Here is a 17,268-nt window from a genome sequence, read left to right as displayed (position 1 = left end):
GTCAGTGGTCGTGGGCTTCTTCTTTAAAATCGCCCGAGTACGGGGTGCCGTCAATCACGCCGGTCATCGTCCCCTCGTACTCTTGGACCACCCCTAATTTTTCATGCGTGCCGATAAAGCGTGATGCTTTGCCCTCGGGGTCATCGTCTTGCGGTGCCGCTGCAAGCGTGACCACCATTTGCGGATCCACGATGCTCAGCTCGATCGATTCGGCGTCGATGGGGGCAGGCGTCTTTTCATCGCCTCCGAGCACATACACGGTCGCTTGCGTTTTGTCGTGGTCGACCGTGAATTCAACGTGATACTTTCCACCGCCCCAATCCGCAATGACGCCGTCATGAGGACCAGCACCGTGGCCATGTCCGGCGACACTATGATCGCGAACTTCACCATCGGCATGATCATCCCCGTGTTCCCCGGCGGTTTCGGCTGGAGGCGCCGGAGTGGACGTGGTTTCCTGTTTGCAACCCACGAAACCTAAAAGCGAAATGGTAAGGGTTAGAAATGTCAAAACTTTCATCAGAATCTTCCTTCATCGATTTGCGATTATTGATTCTCGGTTGGAGATTGAAAGGCAACCATCAAGAACCGCAGCAGGGGGAACAATCTCGGAGGTTCATCAACTTGGATTTCGAGAGGCTCAGAATGCGTCAAGCGACGATCGTCGATTTTCAATCGCAATGGCGTCTTTGCCACTGAATTTCCAAAACAATCCGGGGTGAATCAAGAACTCACAAAACGTCGACGTGGTCAATCCGCCGAGGATCACTGTTGCGACCGGGTACAGGATTTCGCGGCCTGGTTCTTGCCCGCCCAGTACGAGCGGAATCAGCCCGATCCCCGCAGTCAGTGCGGTCATTAAAACAGGGGCAAGCCGCTCTAGACTGCCACGAATGATCATCGCTTGGCTGAACACTTCGCCCTCTTCTTTGATCAAGTGAAAGTAATGCGTGACCAGCAGAATACCGTTGCGGACCGCGATCCCGCCGAGCGAAATGAATCCGACCAGACTCGCGACCGTCAGACTTTGCTGGGTGATCACAAGTGCCAGCACTCCGCCGATAAATGCGGTCGGCAACGCGTTCAATATCTGCAAAACGATTCGCACCGAGGGAAACAGGATCAACAACACGACAAACATTCCGACGACCGAGATCGCGGCCAACACGATGATCATCTGAGTCGCCCGCTGTTGGCTTTCAAATTGGCCGCCGTATTCGATGAAATAGCCGACTGGCAATTGAACCTGAGCGGACACACGCTGTTTTATCTCGCCTACCGCGCCGGCCAAATCGCGTCCTTCGGTGTTACAGCGAATCACAATTCGGCGTCGAGCGTTCTCGCGGTTTACCGAGTTCGGCCCCGTCCCCTCACCGACATTGGCGACTTCATGCAATTCAATTTGACCGCGTTCGGCATCGCCATCGACATGGGGCAAGTCGATTCGAAGGCGATCCAAGTTGGCATAGTCCGTCCGATACTCCTCTTCCAGCCGCACCAGCAAATCGAATCTTCGTTGTCCCTCTAAGACCTGCGAAACCACTTCGCCTTGGAGTGCTGTCTGCAAAACGTCAGCCACGTATTGCCGCGTCAATCCGTACAGCGCCAAATCGTCCGCCCGCAATTCGATATGCAGTTCCGCGGTTTCTTGAATCGGTTCAACGATGGGCGGCGTAATGCCGGGAACGTCTTTGATCGTCCGCTCTACCTGTTCCGCCAAATGCTGCAATGTGTCGAGATCATCACCGTGAATTTTGATCGCAATTTGAGCATACACGCCTGAAATCATGTGACTGATCAGATGAGCGAGCGGTTGTTCAACTTCGATATCCACGCCCGGAACCTCGTCGCTGATCTTTGCTCGCAGTCGAGCGATGATCTCATCACGCTCGCTTGGCGAATCGGGGTTCATACTGAGTATATATTCTCCTAAATTGACGGGCGAAGCATGCTCGTCCATCTCGGCTCGCCCCGTACGGCGAACAAAGTGCAAAATCTCGCCATCAGGATTCTCACTGTTTTTCTGCAACGATTGAAAAACGGAATCGATCGACTTGGACACTTGATTGGAAGCGTCGAGTGAGGAACCAGGCGGCAGAGTGACGTTGACTTGAATGCTTCCTTCGTCAAACGGAGGCAAGAAGTTCTTACCCATCTGTGACATCTGCCAAGCAGCGAGCCCCACCCCCATCCAGGTCAAGATCAACAGGGTGCCGGGCATCGCCATGCTCAGTCGAATCAGCGGCGTGACCAGATGTTTCAAACCACGAAGCAGGAAACCATCACCTTCGCGGTGAGTCGCCCCCGACCTGGGCAACAGGTAATACGACAGCACGGGCGTGACTGTCATCGACACCACGAATGAAGCCAGAATCGAAACGATATAGGCAAACCCCAGTGGTGTGAACAAGCGGCCTTCGACACCCGAGAGTGCAAACAGCGGCATAAACGACAGAATCACGACCGCGGTGCCGAACACGATCGAGCTACGAATCTCTTTGCTCGCCTCGAAGACAACAACGATGGATGGCTTCTGTCGTTCGCTCGGCAGCGCATTGTTCTGTTTCAATCGGCGAAAGATATTTTCGACGTCGACGATTGCGTCGTCGACTAATTCGCCCATGGCAACGGCAATGCCACCAAGCGTCATCACGTTGATCGACAACTCGCTGCCGCTGAGCATCCCGATCACGCGAAACACGAGCGTCGTCAGCACCAACGACAAGGGAATCGCGGTCAGTGTAATAAAGGTTGTACGAAAATTCAGCAAAAACAAAAACAGCACGACAATGACCAATACGGCGCCAATCACCAGCGCTTCGGCGACGTTGAAGATACCTCGATCGATGAAGTTTTTGAGTCGAAACAGTTCGCTATTGACGACGATGTCCGCAGGCAACGACGCTTCGACTTCCGCGAACGCCTGCGCGACATCGTCGGTCAGTTTTCGTGTATCGATGTGCGGTTGCTTGACCGTCGTAAAGACAATTCCCGGTCGACCATCCACGCTGCCATCGCCACGCTTGATTTGAGGCCCTTCGGTGACGCGCGCGACCTGTTCGAGCAAGACCGAGCGTTTGGGATGATTCCCCACCGGCACTTTCTTCAAGTCTTCGATGACCACTCGCGACTGGGGTCCCAATCGTCCGAGCACACGAATGGGACGCTCGGTTTCCCCGGTTATGGCAAACCCACCGCTGGTATTGATATTGCTGGCTCGCAGTGCCCGTTCGACATCTTGAACGGTGACGTCGTATTCGAGTAGCAATGTAGGATCGATCAGGATTTGGTACTGTTTCCGGTCGCCGCCGAGCATGAACACCTCGGCCACTCCGGTGACTTTTAATAACCGCGGTCGGACAATCCAGTCCGCGACGGTGCGAAGTTCTAACTGCTGCTTGGCTTCGCTGTAGAAGTTTGCTTCCAACGTCTTGCCGTTGATTTCGATGGTGGCGAATCCCACGGAGACCGATGACGTGGCAGGTCCGAGACCAGGCTCATCATGCCACTGAATTTTTGTTGGTTCAATCTTTTTCCAGGTCGAAAGATCGTGGCGGTCGCCGGGTTCCCAAATTTGGATCTGCGGTTTGCCATCAATTCGTTCAAGGACTTCGGCCATCATTTCGGTGTTGCCAAGTTGAGCAAGTCGTCCGCCATCGGGTCCATCTTGACGATAGATACCGGCGACTACGATTTGCCCCATGATCGACGAGGGCGGCGTCATTTGAGGCCGGATGCCCGCGGGCAAAATGCCTTCGAGTGTGGCCAATCGCTCTTGAACCGTTTGCCGGGCCGCGCGAATTTCGGTCGACCAATCGAACTCGATATAGATGACGTTCAGCCCCGCGGTTGACTGGCTGCGGACCGCCTGCACTCCGTTGGCCCCCAACAACGCGATTTCAATAGGCTGGGTCACCAGCGTTTCGACTTCTTCGGTCGCCAAGCCGGGTGCTTCGGTGATGATGACCACGCGAGGTCGGTCGAGGTCAGGAAAGACGTCAATCGACATTTGCGTGGCGAGGTACGAACCATACACCAACACTGCCAAACTCATCACAATGACCAGCATTCGGTAGCGGAGCGAAAATTTGATAATTGAATCTAACATTGAAGATCATCGATTGAAGATTGAAGATTGCTGAACATTGAATCGCCGACCCTCATTCACCTTTGGCTGTTTTTCGGGATGCGACCATGATTGCCGTGATTTGATTCGCTTCGTCGAGTAGTGCTTCGACTTTCTCCTTTAGTAAAAGGTCGCCTTCCATAATGCGTTCGAGCCAGTAGCAACATTCGTCTGCTTCCTCGATGACGATGCTAAGCTTTGAGACGAACTCAGCTCTCGAACGCCCGCGACACGCGGCTCGATCGTTCGCCCCAACGGATGTCGCACTCCGGATCAATTGACTGCCGATGGGACGCCCGACTGCATCTTTCGGCAAAGCACCGACGAGCTTCATCACCCTCAGAGCAAGCTGCTTTGTCCTCTTCTTCAATTCCGAATCATTCATGTCTGGTTCCTTTCAATCTTCAATCTTCAATCTTCAATCTTCAATCTTCAATCAATGTGCCGCGTGCACGGTGCCGTCAGCATGCACATGCACTCCGGGTGCTTTTCCGCTGGTCGACTGTGACTTGAGCACCCGATTAAGCGAGGCGGCAGAACTCTGCGCTAAATAGCTTCCAGGTGAAATGCTGCCATCATTGGCGATCACGATGGCAAGGCGATCTTCGTGCAGCACATGAACCGGCAACTGTTTGAAGAGGTCGCCGTTTTGGCGAAACACGTACGCCTCGGGTCCTTCTCGTACCACCGCTTCGGCTGGCAAGACGAAGACGTTTTCAAATTGCTCGACGGGAACACGTATCCTTGCTCGTTGGCCTGGTCGATACCGCCACACCAGAAACATATTCCCCGATTTCTCGTAGGCATGCGACTGATTCGAGAGCGGCATGAAGAAGTCGAACGTGCGGCTATCAGGGTCGATCGTATTGGAGAGATGTCGAATCACGAACGTTTGCTCGACCACAGGCCAATCCGCCGCGTTGTCTTCAGCAAATTCGATCTGGACCGCGCGATTGGCCGCTGCCGCCTGCTCTAAAAACGATGCCTCACGTTTGAATGCGTGACCAATCACATACAACGATTGATGGTTGGAGAGTTTGGCTAGCAGTTGGCCCGCTTGAACCTGTTGCCCCATCTCGACATTCAGCTCTTGAACTTCATAAGCCATGTCGTTGGCCGTAACCGAATCGGTAACCAAGCTCGCTTGACGAACCGCGTTATCACGGTCATCCCACAGCGATTGTTGGTTCATCAACGGAGGCGCCGTGACTTTGATTGTCGAAACGAACTCACCTTGCTGTTGCACTTGGTCGATCTGATCGGGAAGCAATCCACGCGTCAACAGATCTTGCCGCGAGGATTGAATGATCGCGCGTTGACGAGTCAAATTGGCTCGCAACTCGATCATCTTGCCTTGCGAAACTGCTCCGACCGAGGCGGCTCCGGCCAATCGTTCCATCTCGGCTTGAATGATGCTCGTTTCTTGATTCGCCTTGAACAATTGCGTCTGCGTGTTCTGCAGGTACTCGCTAAACAGTCGCAAGGTGAACAGCGAATCGCCTGGACGCATGGTGTCACCGGGGAACGCATGGATCGCGGTCACAATCCCGACCGCGGGCGACGTGACGCCACGGTCCGAGACGCCGGGGCGATCGGCAACCACCCCAGGAATCGTGACCGATCGCCAGTACGTTTGTGGCCGCGCAGGCTTGGACACCAACCCGAGGTTCTTCCTCGCTTGGGCACTGATCTCTAGCACCGTTTGCTTCTCAGCGGACGCATTTGATTGGGTTGCCGCAGACGTGTCGACCACGTCGCCGCTGCCAAACCATTCGTCTTGATAAAACCAGATTACCGCAACGGCAATGATGATCACTGTGGGGCCGACGAAGGCGTTTAAACGTGATTTCAAGGGGTTCATGAGTCGTTTGTTCTCAACGGATTTCCAGCGGACAACACCCACCGCGCAGCGTTAGCGCAAGGCTGAAACAAGCTTTGGTTGGGGAGAAGACAGCGGCAGCGAATCGAGCAGTAATGCCCTCAGTTGTTGCCGCCGGATCACTCGGATTTGCACATGATCAAAGCATGTGCAAGGGAGCGTCCGCTATAGCCGAAGCGAGGCTGTGAGAAGATAGATCGGCAGTGCTGCAAGCGGATCCGGCGGAACGCTGGCGTGGTATCGACAACGTGTATCAACCATAACCGGCAGCGTTGACGCATCCAAATTTGCCGCGTACACGTCAATCTCAAAAGATTGGGAATGACGCGTCAGCGATTGCCCGGATGCCGTCAGATAAAGGGCATCCGAATCATGATCCGCCGCTGGCACAATGCCTTCGACATCCGCTGCAACGTCCTTTTCATCGGCATCATGGTGATGATCAGTTTCGTCACCATGATGGTGAGCGTGCGAATGCATATGTACATGCGGACGCAGAGCATGACCATCCGGCTGAGCAACGCCGGTTCCCGCGTGCGAATGAGGCAGAGCTTGCCCCAGCACAAAAAAGGGAATCAGCAGTAGTGAAACAAATTGGATCATAACGCAAATTTTAGTTACTCATTGACTCAGCGACTAGAGCGGTTCTAGATGCGAGTAAGTAGTTAGACAGGAATGAATGGGACATTCCATCAGCCGCGAAACGCAACACTGTGAAGCATTTTCCATAACCCGAAGCGTCAGTTTTGAAGTTACGCTTTTCGACGTTCTTCGGGCCAAAGGCCCAGCAATTTGCCTAGCCTGGCCCAACGGGCCAGGTTTTCAATGCAAACAAACCTAAGGGCCAACGGCCCGGCCATTTGCTAGCCGCCCTCAATACGTCCCAGCAAACGGCCGGGCCGTTGGGCCTACAATTCATTGGTTTTCTTGGTCCCAGCCCGTTGGGCTGGGCTAGGTAAACGTCCGGGGCTTTACCCCTAGATACAAACGCGCAACTTCAAAACTGACGCGTCGGGTTATGAAAACCCGCTAAACGCTGCTTGTAAATGCTTCACAGCAGTGCTGTCCCGCCATGTCCGTTAATTCCCTGCTAGCAACGCTACCGAACCAAGACAAATACCTGCTCCGGTCAATCGGACAATCCAAAGGGATCGGCGTCCGCTTCGTCCGATTGAACTCCGAACGGGTCGTCGGCCGACTCGCCTCCTGAATCCACCTCCTTGGGTTGTATTGGTTCCGCCGGTGGCACGACTTCGTTATCGGTTGGGACAGGGGGTCGACGTTGCGGTTGCTCACGCAGCGCAATGTACGAACCTTCGTGCAACCGATCCTCTTTGCCCTCACCGGCTTCGATGATGATGGCCGAGCGAGACAGCAGTCCTTCGGCTTTGACGTTGATGGCGTAACATCGCGTTTGACACAAACCACAGCCGACGCACTTGTCATCCAGGACCACGGGCGCTAGATAGCCAGTGCCTTCGACCGGTTGGCCGGCTTCGTCCAGCTCGGTTCCGACCTGGGTAAATTCAATCGCGTGGTAGCCCGCCGCGTCACATTCTTGCACACACAAATCGCATGCTCCGGTGCCGGCAAAGGGCAGGCAGGTCGATTCGTCGACGATCGCCAACCCCATCCGTGCGGCCTTCTTCTCTTCGATCACCAGCGGCCGGATCGCACCCGTCGGACAAACGTGCCCGCATGCGTTGCAGCTCGATTCACAGCCTGCCCAATCGGCCACCACCATCGGCGTCCACAGTCCTTCTAATCCCTGCTGGAATCCCTCGGGTTGCAGCACGTTGTTCGGGCACGCTTTGAAACATTCGCCACAGCGGATGCACATTTCCAAAAACGATTGCTCGGGGACACTTCCCGGAGGTCGCACCAGTCGTGGCGAATTGGGATCATCTAAATTCGCTCCCCACGCCTTGGTCACACTGGCCAGCCCGATTCCGCCAACCGCAGCCGCCGTGCTGCCGGCGGCAAGTGACAGGAAACCGCGACGACCGAGCGGGGTTTCGTTTGTCGGCGGATCATTGTCCACTTTGAGCTCGACGACGTTCCAGCGTTCGACGAATTTGATCGCGTGAGTGGGGCAAACACCGCCACACGATTGGCACATCGTGCAGTCCGAGGTGCGCGTGGTGAAGTCGGGCTTGATCGCGTCAAACGGACAAATCTCGACACACTTGTTGCAATGGATACAGGACGATTCGACTTTACGCTCGGTCACACGAAACAGATTGCCAAGCGAAAACACCGCACCACTTGGACAAACGTACTTGCACCAAAACCGAGGACGCAAAAACCCCAGCGACAACACGGCGATAAACAGCCCGATCGAAACGAAATGGCCCACTCCGATGCTGGGCACAAGATGCCAACCGCGAGTCACGCCGCTGTGCAGCGGATCACCGATAAACAACATCGCTCGAGTGATCACGGGAATCGCAGAAACAAACCCCGATACCAACACACCGAACACCGCGGCGATCAAAGTGCCTGCCAACAAGTAATACTTGATGTGAACCCACCATCCATCGTCAGGGACATTGAATCGCGTCGTCCGCCGGGCGATCGCCCAATCGAACAGATCAATGGTGGTCCCCAGAGGGCATAAATACCCGCAAAACCCGCGAGGAATCAAAATGCAAACGATCAAGATCGCCGCCGCCGAAACCAGCGACGCGATCCAACTGCGTGAAGCGACGGCTGTGGACAAACTGACCAACGGGTCGATCAGCAGGAAACTCTCGGCCGGAATGAATTCTTTAGACGAAAGGTTGTCGGCATAATGCGAAGGCCATGCTTGTGGATCACGCTGGGCCAACTGGAAAGCCCCCGAACCACTTAAAAACGCATCCAACATCGCCGGAGTGGCTGTTTCCCGCGGCGTCAAGCGAATCTGCTTTCCCTCGCGACCTGTTACCACGAACGGTCCAATCGCAGTGATCGACTCAGCCGCAGTCGCCTGGGCCGCGACGCGGTCGTCAACGACAAAAAGCTTCGCGCCGGATTTGATTTCCCAGTCAGATGGCGAAGCCGAATGGGAAGTTTCCTGGGTTAAGACAAACTCGCCACTTTGTTGATCAACGGATTGCAGTGACCAACCGTGCGACACGCCGCCAGGCGGCAGAGGACGGGCACTGTATGGCCAGCACACGTAGAAAAACAGCAAGACAAACGTGACCAAACAGACTGACTGCACCACGCGTCGCACCGGCGTCGCCAACCACGACACGCCAAGCTTTCGCAAAGACTTTCGAATCCAACCCCGCTTCTTTTTGAGACGATCCGATTGAAAGCGAGCGGGAATCCAGCGTCGCAGCAGCCGTCCAGGGAACGTATGCGATGGAGAATTTCCTGCAGTCACTCGGCGAAGTGCAGGCAGGAACCAATCCAACCGAATCACTGCGGTGGATCGGCCTCGATCCAGCGTCGTCAATAACGCCAACACCGCGGCCGTCAACAACACCGTCCCAACCGTGATCGCCAACGAGAATCGATCGCGAAACAGGTCACGGTAAAATGCGTGTCCCGTCATCGCGGTGGTGATTAACACAGTGGCAAGCGTCGCCAAGGCAGCGGCGAGCAGGTAGTTTCGCAACGGTTTCATTTTGCGGAACCTTGCAATTCCAGAAGCCCCAATCGCCACGGAATCTGTCCATAGTTCCCACTTTGATACTCGGCATCGCTGGCACCTTGGAACAACAAACGAAGTTCGGCGGGATCAATCTCCATCGTTTCACTCGATCCATCGCGGATCAATTCGCCGTGACTGTAGGACGTCGCCCATGACTCGTTTTGGTTGACGACATTTTTGGGCGAGACGAACGGTTGATCGCGACTTGCCGCCAATGGCGTCCACTGTCCATCCAGCGCATCCGCGGTGAACGCTTTGAAGTAGCGCCGTTTGCCAGCCTGGGCCTCGACGATGGTTAAAAACCGGTTCTGGCCTTTCAATTTGTAGGTGTGACTAGCTTCGAAGATATCGGCCTTCAGCACGATTTTGGGATCGGACCAACCGCGGTTAGGAAAATCTTGCTTTGCCGTTTCCGCTCGCCACATTTGGCCGTTCAACGTGGTGAAGAACAGATGTGCCTTTTGCTCGTCACAGATCAGCCAAAAATCAAGCCCCGCCTTGGCGCCTTCTTTGACAACATACAGCGGCTCGGGGCGAGTCCAGCGGTCGGGTTTTGAAATATCATCATTGGTCGAGTAACACGGACCGTATTTCAAATTGCGAGTCTCATCGCTGGCTTGGTAGATCAAGTACCATTTCTGGTGCGGCTCGAAGTAGAAGATTTGAGGCGCTCCGTGGTACCCCAACGTCAAATCCAGCACACTCCAATCGGCATCACTCGCATCCGCCCAATCGACAAACGATGCATACCCGATTCGAATACGACCGTCGCCTTGCTTCGCTTTTCTCAAGGTACAAAACAGATGCCAACGTCCTTGATGCCGCACGATCGAAGGATCTTTCAGGGCCAGCCAAGGATGTTGGGGCGACTCGGGAAGCCGTGCGGGATCCACCGCAATCAGCGGTGAGCTAACACGCCAGCGAAAATCGCCGCTTCGAAGCGGGTCGTTTTCAGACGGTGCCGTAGGTGCGAGCGGCGTTTGGGAAGTTGAGAAAGAATTCAGCTCTTGGGCTATCCCGTCCGCCGCGCCCCCAAGGTAAGCGAACAGCGAGCATACCGCCAACGCAAGTTTGATTCCCATCGCAGCCTTCGTGATCCGAGTCGACAAATGTGTCATCTAATTTGCACCCTTTGCCAATGCGCGAGCGGTCGCGCTGACGATCGCTTGCGATGTGATCGTCGCTCCCGAGGTACCATCGACATCCTGGATTCCTTGCTGGTCGATGATTTGGGTCGTCGTATCCGTCAGCGCCGAGTAAAACTGTTTTTCGCTGTGTTTGGTCACGCGAACGTCGCGAATTTTCTGATCCGCCACCGTCACCTCCACATTCATCTGGCCGTTGTATCCCGTGCTGTGGGCGGTGTACGTTCCATCGGCAACCCGGCTGACATCGGCCTTGTCAAACAACTTGATTGCCTCAATCGATTCGGCGGCTCGGGCTTGGTACCGCTTCAAATACTCGGCATTGCGGGCCTTGTTGATGTCCAGCACTCGCTGGTAGTACTCAATCGCCTCGTCCAGTCGTCCGGCACCTCGCAGCGCATCGCCAGCGTTCAGGAAGGCTTCGTTAAACGCGTTCGTGTTGGCATAGCTTGCCGTTAACGCCATCGCCTTGTCCACTTCGTCCATGTCCCCCAGCAGCTTGATCGCGTTGAGATGCAAACTGCGGCCTTTCAGCATCTCCATTGCCATCGGCTTGCTGCCCAAACGCCAATAACATTCGGCCAGATGGATCCCGGTCGGAGTGGTCGCCGAGACCTTGGCTTTTTGCAACCAATAGGCGGCACGCGGGTAATCTTGCAGCAACGTGAAGTACATCTCACCGAGTTTTTCCATGTCACGTTTCAGCAGCGTTGGGTTACGCTGATGACGTTCCATCACATGATGCACCAACTTGATGCCCGGTTTCCAACGCGAGACGTTTGGATTGACGCGGCCCCAAATGTATTGCCCGATATTTTTAGACTCGTCCCATTTCCCTGGCGCCTTCAGTGGCCAGTCGAGATCGAGCGAGGAGGGGTGGTTCATGTCAGTCGACGCGAGCCAATCGGGCGGAGTGCTACCGACTTGTTCAATGTACTTTCGCAGTTCGGCGGGCGTTCGAGTGATCCCGCCAGTGGATGTCTCGCCTTCCGACGTCGCTTGCTTGGGAGTCAAGACAAAACGTTTGCCGTTGAACGTGACCGCATGCACGCTGGCGTACGAGTAGGTTCGCGTCACTGCGGTCTGACCAAACTTGGACGAAAAATCAAACTCGCGTGCGTCCTTACGAATCTCGAGCATTTTGCCGGTCAAGGTGGAACCGTTCATAAGCTCGACCAAATCCTCGCCAAACGCGGTCGGAAGCGACAAACACACCAACAGCAACACAGTCAAAATCGTTTTCAATTTCAAGTTTGGCATTCCCATTTTTCCCGATGCGATTGATTCGCTTTTGCTTTTGCAGCGAACGACACCCCAGTTTCGACTCGAACCTGTCCCCCTCGCTCACTGCCACACAATTCTAATCGTCTGGACGACCTCGGTGGTACAAGACCGCCTCGGAATGACGTGATATTGTTGGCGGACGGCACTTGCATTCGGTATGCAATGCTCGCCAGAGCGCAGCGGGGCACCTCGCAAAGACGCGTCACCACCTTGGGGCGAAGGCAGTGATCAGACACGGCTGCGATGGCACATGCCGTGGAATGGCAGTCGGCAAGGTTTTCAAGGCGATCGCTGCTGTTTTTGACGCAGCCGTTCGGCACGTTTGGTCACCCAAGCGGGGCGGATCGACTCGACGTCGATCCCCGCATCGGTTAGCGCCGCCTCCCATGAACCAAAGTACTCTTTGGCGGCACGAAAGAGTGCAAAATCACGATACTCTTCCTCTTTGCTGTGGGTCACCGCCCGCACATTCAGCGGCATTCCCTCGGCATGACGCCGCTTCAGTTCCTGCGTCACTTGGTCGGCCGACGTGTAACTTCGATACACACGGTCACGGTACGCATCATAGTCTTGTCGTTTGCGAACGATCGTGTCGTAGTCGATACCCGCAGCACGGATCGCCGATTCCCAATCTCCGAACATCTTACGCGCGGTGTACAGCAGCGGGACATCGACGTGTTCGCCGCTGGTCAATCCGCGAGCGTGCAACGGTTCGCCCGCCCGCCGGCGTCGCCGAATTTCCTTCAACAACGATTCCTTATCCGCATACTTTCGGTGGGGCGTCAAGTTCCATTGATGATAGGATTTCGGATCGACGCCAATCGCTCGCACGGCGGATTGCCAATCACCGAAAAAACCCGATGCCATGGCATGAAGTTGTTTGTCGGCAACATCACTGGTCAGACTGGTGATAGCCAATTGGCGAACATCATGGCTTCGCCGTCGCAGCTCGCGAAGCACCTTGGCCCGAGTCCCCAGCGGTGTGTCAGCCGCCTGCTTTACTTGAGCGGATGTGCCGCCTGATTTGACCACCGCAGATCGCCAGCTGGAGAAAAAACGAAACGCCGCTTTCCACAATTGGATGTCGCTACGAGCGCCAAAGAAAACATCTAGCGGTGCAACACTGAATTCATTTTCCAATCGATGGGTGATCCCCGCAACGACTTCGTCCGCCGAATCGTAAGTCGCCATGCGGCGGCGAATATCAACGGGAATGTCTGCGGCGTCCAAGGCGGCGTCCCAACCGCCATAGTACCGGGTAGCTGCTCCGGTCAACTGTATCCCGTAGGGCAACAGACTGACGGTGGTATGTGACATATCCGGCAACTCGTGCTGCAATCGCTGCAGGTCTTCGATCACACTCTCTTTTGTCAGATACCGATCACCGCCAAACAGCGGGTCCGATCGATCGACGCCTGCGGCATCAAGTGCCGCGGACCAGTTGCCGTACCGCTGCAGCGCCCAAGTGAACACTCGCGGACGACGATGACGATCATCATAGGTTGCAAACAGTGCTGCCGGAGTACTGAGCAGGCCCGCCGCGCGGCGCTGCTCTAAAAACGCCTGCAGATCCGCCAACGAAAAATCATCGGGCCGGTAACATCCCCGATAGACGACTGGATCCAACCCGATCCATCGCAAGGCATCATCCCAGCTGACGTCCAAATGGTATCGAACCGCACGAAGCAACGAAGCATCTAACCGCTCAATCGTTGACAATTCCATCCATATGCCTTGATCCGCGTACTCCTTCACACGGTCCAGTACATACTCGGGTGTATAAATGGGTTCCCAGTGCGGTAGCCAAGGGGCTGGCATTTTGCAACGAGGCCCCATCGACGCTTGACGCATCGACTCGGATACGATTTCCGCGTCCGGGTATTTGACGCGGTAGTCTTCCGGGTCGGTTTCGTGGATTCGCAAATGCCCCAGCAACGAGCGAAACGATTTCCCACACAATTGGCACTGGACCGTTTCACGAACCTCGATTCGAATTGATTGGTAAGACAGCCCCGCGTCCGCTAACGCTTGTTTCCAACCCCAGTACGGCGTCACATCGTACACGGCGGCCACCAGCTCAGGATCCTCGCGTTTGACCGTGGACACGTTCAGAGGTTGGCGGTCACGATATCGTCGCCGAATCGCTGCGAGCACTTCTTTTTTTCGCATCATTGCACCTGATGGTTGTGGCACCGCACACCCCAATCGATCTACCGCAGTTGAATTCGCATTCCGAAGTTTAACGGATTGCCAATGTCACAGGCAAATTCCGGGGGTGCGTCGACACAAAGTGCCAGGAATACAAAGTGCTCGGGGGAAACAGTCATTTTCCTATACGCACTCGCATGGCGTGGCTCCTTCACTTGAACACCAAACACGGTACCGGCATTCACGAATGCTTTTACCCTACGGACAGAAACATTAATGCGACGGAAAAAAAGAGAAGGTTTCGTCGCGGTGAAAAAATTTTTCTGTCGCATCAATCTTTCTGTCGTGTTTTAGAAAAGCACCCCGCTTGAAGACTTTCCGACGAAGGTGAGATTCAAGGCGTGACCGCAACAACGCTTTGCAGAGAGCCGACGAACACTCCGCAGCATTTGCTTGACTCGCAAATCCCATACGTTAGCATCACCGCTATCGGCGGAAGGGGTCGACCACTCCCCACGACAGCGATTCCATGAAGCTTGCAGGGAAAACCAATGCGATTTCGCACTTTAGCCACTTTTCTTTTCTTGTTGTGCCAGCCCATCTTGGCGGCAAGCCTTTGGGGCGAGGAATCGAAAAGCGATCAGGACACGGTTGATCTTGTCTATCAGGGAATTACGGATCTGACGCTACTGCGAGACGACGTACTCAAACGCTATACACTGATGGTGACAGGCGAGTCACACAAATCCTACGATGCGTCGATAAAAAGCCGCGTGCCTTTGAGGATCAATCGCATTTATGACCTGCAAGCGAGATTGAAGTCGACGTCATTCAAATACGTGGCAAGCGGTGCTGTGCTTGGCGTCGAGCAGACCAATCGCCCCTATGAGTGCCAGTTTTGGAGGGAGCTTTTACAGTGCGGCTTGGTAATGAAGGCAAATTACGGCAGTGCATCGGCCCGCGGCTACAAGGTGCGACAGAAAGACGAGACGACTAAAAACTTCCTTGAGAAGAATCTCGTCGAATCGATTGGCTTCGACCCATTTGATGACCTTGTGCTGCATCCGATGTTCTTAAGGAACCCAATGAATCAGTATGGATGGATCGAACGGATTTTTTTCACCAAGAGCAAGCTTCTATCAGCCGAAACGATCACTCAGGGGGACATCCGCAGCAAATGGCAACTGAACGAGCCTTATGGGAATTTCGACATCGAGCTAACACAATCGAAGGCGTATGGCTATTTACCGACACACGTTAAATACACCAGCACTTCGAAAGAGCATCCGCATCTTTACGGAGAGACGGAGATCAAGTGGAAGAAGCACACGGGATCGGGAAAGTATCTGCCTTATGTGATCAACGCAGCGGCAGGCGGATTGTTCACTGGGCTTACAAAAGAGCAACATAACTGGGTATTCGATTGGCGTCTCGGCAAAGAGATCCCCGACGATTTCTTCGATTGCGATTCCGAAGATTTTCGCTTGCAGTTTTCTCCGCTGTATGATTTTTACTTTGACACGTTTGCGAAACCGGGTGGCTACTTGGCGGGCACCCCCTGGAAAACCCCTGAAGAAATCCTGCCTAAAGACGAACCAACGAATTAAGCAGGACAATATGAGTCATTCCACATGATGGTCTGAGCCGACGCTTCAGCGGTATACACCGAACGACCTGCTTAGGACCGTCGGAAGAATAACGGGCGACGTCTTCCGTAGTGGACGAGGCAACGAGTCCTTTTTGGCTCAGTGAAACTGCAGGACTCGTTGCCTCGTCCACTACCGTCCACCATTTATTGTTCCGAACGTCCTTAGAAAGCCCGACGTTACATCGTGTTGATACACCCGAGCTAACACTCCGCCAGGACTTGCTCAGTGATGCGTCGACTGTAACGATTCAGTTTGTGATGCCCGGGGCACCATCCGAGTAAAAACCGCGTGAAGTCGGCCCAGGCAAATGAATACATCGCACGCCACTCGGATTCGAGCGCATCACCATCGACCGTGCTGTTTCGAGACGCGAGCGATTGACGCAAGGCTCGAAAATAGAAATCGAGGTAGACCGATTCATTACGCTCACATTCGGCTTCGGAGATGCAGCTGCTAAGAAAATAGGCGACGTCCTTCATGCCACAACCGCGGCCGACATACTGAAAGTCAACGGCGGCGGTCCGCGTCCCGTCGGCCGAGAAACAGAAGTTGGCGACCTTGGCGTCTCCATGCACCGCCGTCTGAAAACGACACGCGTTTAAGCGGGCGTCGATCGCCGCAGCGGCCGCTTTCAATTTCCCCGACTGCATCACTTGATATTCGTCGCGGCGAGTCGCCAGATGCCAATACGTCCCGACCGGCCACAAACCCTCAAGCGGTTCGCACAGAAACGTTGCGTGAAAGTGGGCTAACCATGCCAACACGACAAACACGCCGTCACGATCAAGATGCGATTTCCGCGTGGCGAACCCGGATGCATCCAGGTCTTCGAGCACAAACACCCACTGGCCATCGAACGATTCGGCGAGCAAGCATGCAGGGACGCGGCAGGCCGCGTCACAGCGATCGCTATACTCGCGATACCAGCTTGCCTCGACGTCGTAGGAGCGAACTTTTCGCTGGTGCGATTGATCGGTGTTCCAGCCGCGAGGATGCGAGGCCCCCGGCGAACCTTGCTGCTCGCATGGAGGCGAGACATGTTTGACGATGACCGATGCGGGGTGCGAGGGATCGGTGTCGCTGAACGTCAACGGGACGCGAAGGATCTTGCCATAGCCGCTCCACAGCGATTGAATCAGCGCCGCATCGCTCACGCCGCTGGCGGACGTGGCCCGTAGGACAAGCGATTGAAGTGACGGATCAAGTTTCATGGGGGCGGTGTTTTTTGTTTTCGCTAATTTCGCAGTGACCTCGCCGTCGACGAAGAGGTTACTGAATGAGCGTGTGTCTTAACACCACTGTACTGCTGGCTCTCTCAAACGCAGTTTGGGAAAGGTCGAGCAGAGCCTTCAGTGATGCGCGGTTGAGGGCGACGCCTCTGTGCCAACGTGCGTAAG

General features: G+C 54.9%; 11 protein-coding genes. 1 reads left to right on the top strand and 10 read right to left on the bottom strand.

Annotated elements, in window-relative coordinates:
- Nucleotide 1 precedes the first annotated feature (1 nt).
- The 9 genes from ABEA92_RS15370 to ABEA92_RS15330 form a co-directional block, all read right to left on the bottom strand.
- On the bottom strand, nucleotides 2–520 hold the full coding sequence (locus ABEA92_RS15370; protein WP_345684735.1) for a hypothetical protein: 519 nt from the start codon (nucleotides 518–520) through the stop codon (nucleotides 2–4).
- A gap of 120 nt (nucleotides 521–640) precedes the next feature.
- Entirely contained in the window at nucleotides 641–4,108 is a 3,468-nt protein-coding gene (locus ABEA92_RS15365; RefSeq protein WP_345684734.1) for an efflux RND transporter permease subunit, read from the bottom strand.
- A gap of 52 nt (nucleotides 4,109–4,160) precedes the next feature.
- Entirely contained in the window at nucleotides 4,161–4,511 is a 351-nt protein-coding gene (locus ABEA92_RS15360; protein WP_345684733.1) for a four helix bundle protein, read from the bottom strand.
- 51 nt (nucleotides 4,512–4,562) lie between these two features.
- Nucleotides 4,563–5,987 carry an efflux RND transporter periplasmic adaptor subunit gene (locus ABEA92_RS15355; RefSeq protein ID WP_345684732.1) on the bottom strand — a complete coding sequence of 475 codons (1,425 nt, stop codon included), beginning with the start codon at nucleotides 5,985–5,987 and terminating at the stop codon, nucleotides 4,563–4,565.
- Nucleotides 5,988–6,170: 183 nt separating this feature from the next.
- Complete coding sequence (locus tag ABEA92_RS15350) at nucleotides 6,171–6,608, bottom strand: hypothetical protein (protein ID WP_345684731.1); 438 nt, start codon at nucleotides 6,606–6,608, stop codon at nucleotides 6,171–6,173.
- A gap of 526 nt (nucleotides 6,609–7,134) precedes the next feature.
- Nucleotides 7,135–9,618 carry a 4Fe-4S binding protein gene (locus ABEA92_RS15345; RefSeq protein WP_345684730.1) on the bottom strand — a complete coding sequence of 828 codons (2,484 nt, stop codon included), beginning with the start codon at nucleotides 9,616–9,618 and terminating at the stop codon, nucleotides 7,135–7,137.
- Nucleotides 9,615–10,763 carry a glycoside hydrolase family 62 protein gene (locus ABEA92_RS15340; protein WP_345684729.1) on the bottom strand — a complete coding sequence of 383 codons (1,149 nt, stop codon included), beginning with the start codon at nucleotides 10,761–10,763 and terminating at the stop codon, nucleotides 9,615–9,617. Before ABEA92_RS15340 ends, ABEA92_RS15345 begins: the two co-directional genes overlap by 4 nt.
- Nucleotides 10,764–12,050 (bottom strand): FMN-binding protein, encoded by a 1,287-nt coding sequence (locus tag ABEA92_RS15335; RefSeq protein ID WP_345684728.1) that lies wholly within the window; start codon nucleotides 12,048–12,050, stop codon nucleotides 10,764–10,766.
- A 303-nt stretch (nucleotides 12,051–12,353) separates the two neighbouring features.
- Entirely contained in the window at nucleotides 12,354–14,246 is a 1,893-nt protein-coding gene (locus ABEA92_RS15330; RefSeq protein ID WP_345684727.1) for a Ros/MucR family transcriptional regulator, read from the bottom strand.
- Nucleotides 14,247–14,773: 527 nt separating this feature from the next.
- On the opposite strand from ABEA92_RS15330, the gene ABEA92_RS15325 reads away from it, so the two are divergent.
- Nucleotides 14,774–15,829, top strand: a complete 1,056-nt coding sequence (locus ABEA92_RS15325; protein WP_345684726.1) for a hypothetical protein — start codon at nucleotides 14,774–14,776, stop codon at nucleotides 15,827–15,829.
- Nucleotides 15,830–16,071: 242 nt separating this feature from the next.
- Here ABEA92_RS15325 and ABEA92_RS15320 read toward each other — a convergent pair whose 3' ends face one another.
- Complete coding sequence (locus ABEA92_RS15320) at nucleotides 16,072–17,082, bottom strand: phosphotransferase (protein WP_345684725.1); 1,011 nt, start codon at nucleotides 17,080–17,082, stop codon at nucleotides 16,072–16,074.
- Between the last annotated feature and the right edge of the window lie 186 nt (nucleotides 17,083–17,268).

The organism is Novipirellula caenicola (assembly GCF_039545035.1).
Classification (GTDB): Bacteria; Planctomycetota; Planctomycetia; order Pirellulales; family Pirellulaceae; genus Novipirellula; species Novipirellula caenicola.
Note: the sequence above shows the minus strand (reverse complement) of the source record. Positions and strands in the feature narration are given on the sequence as shown.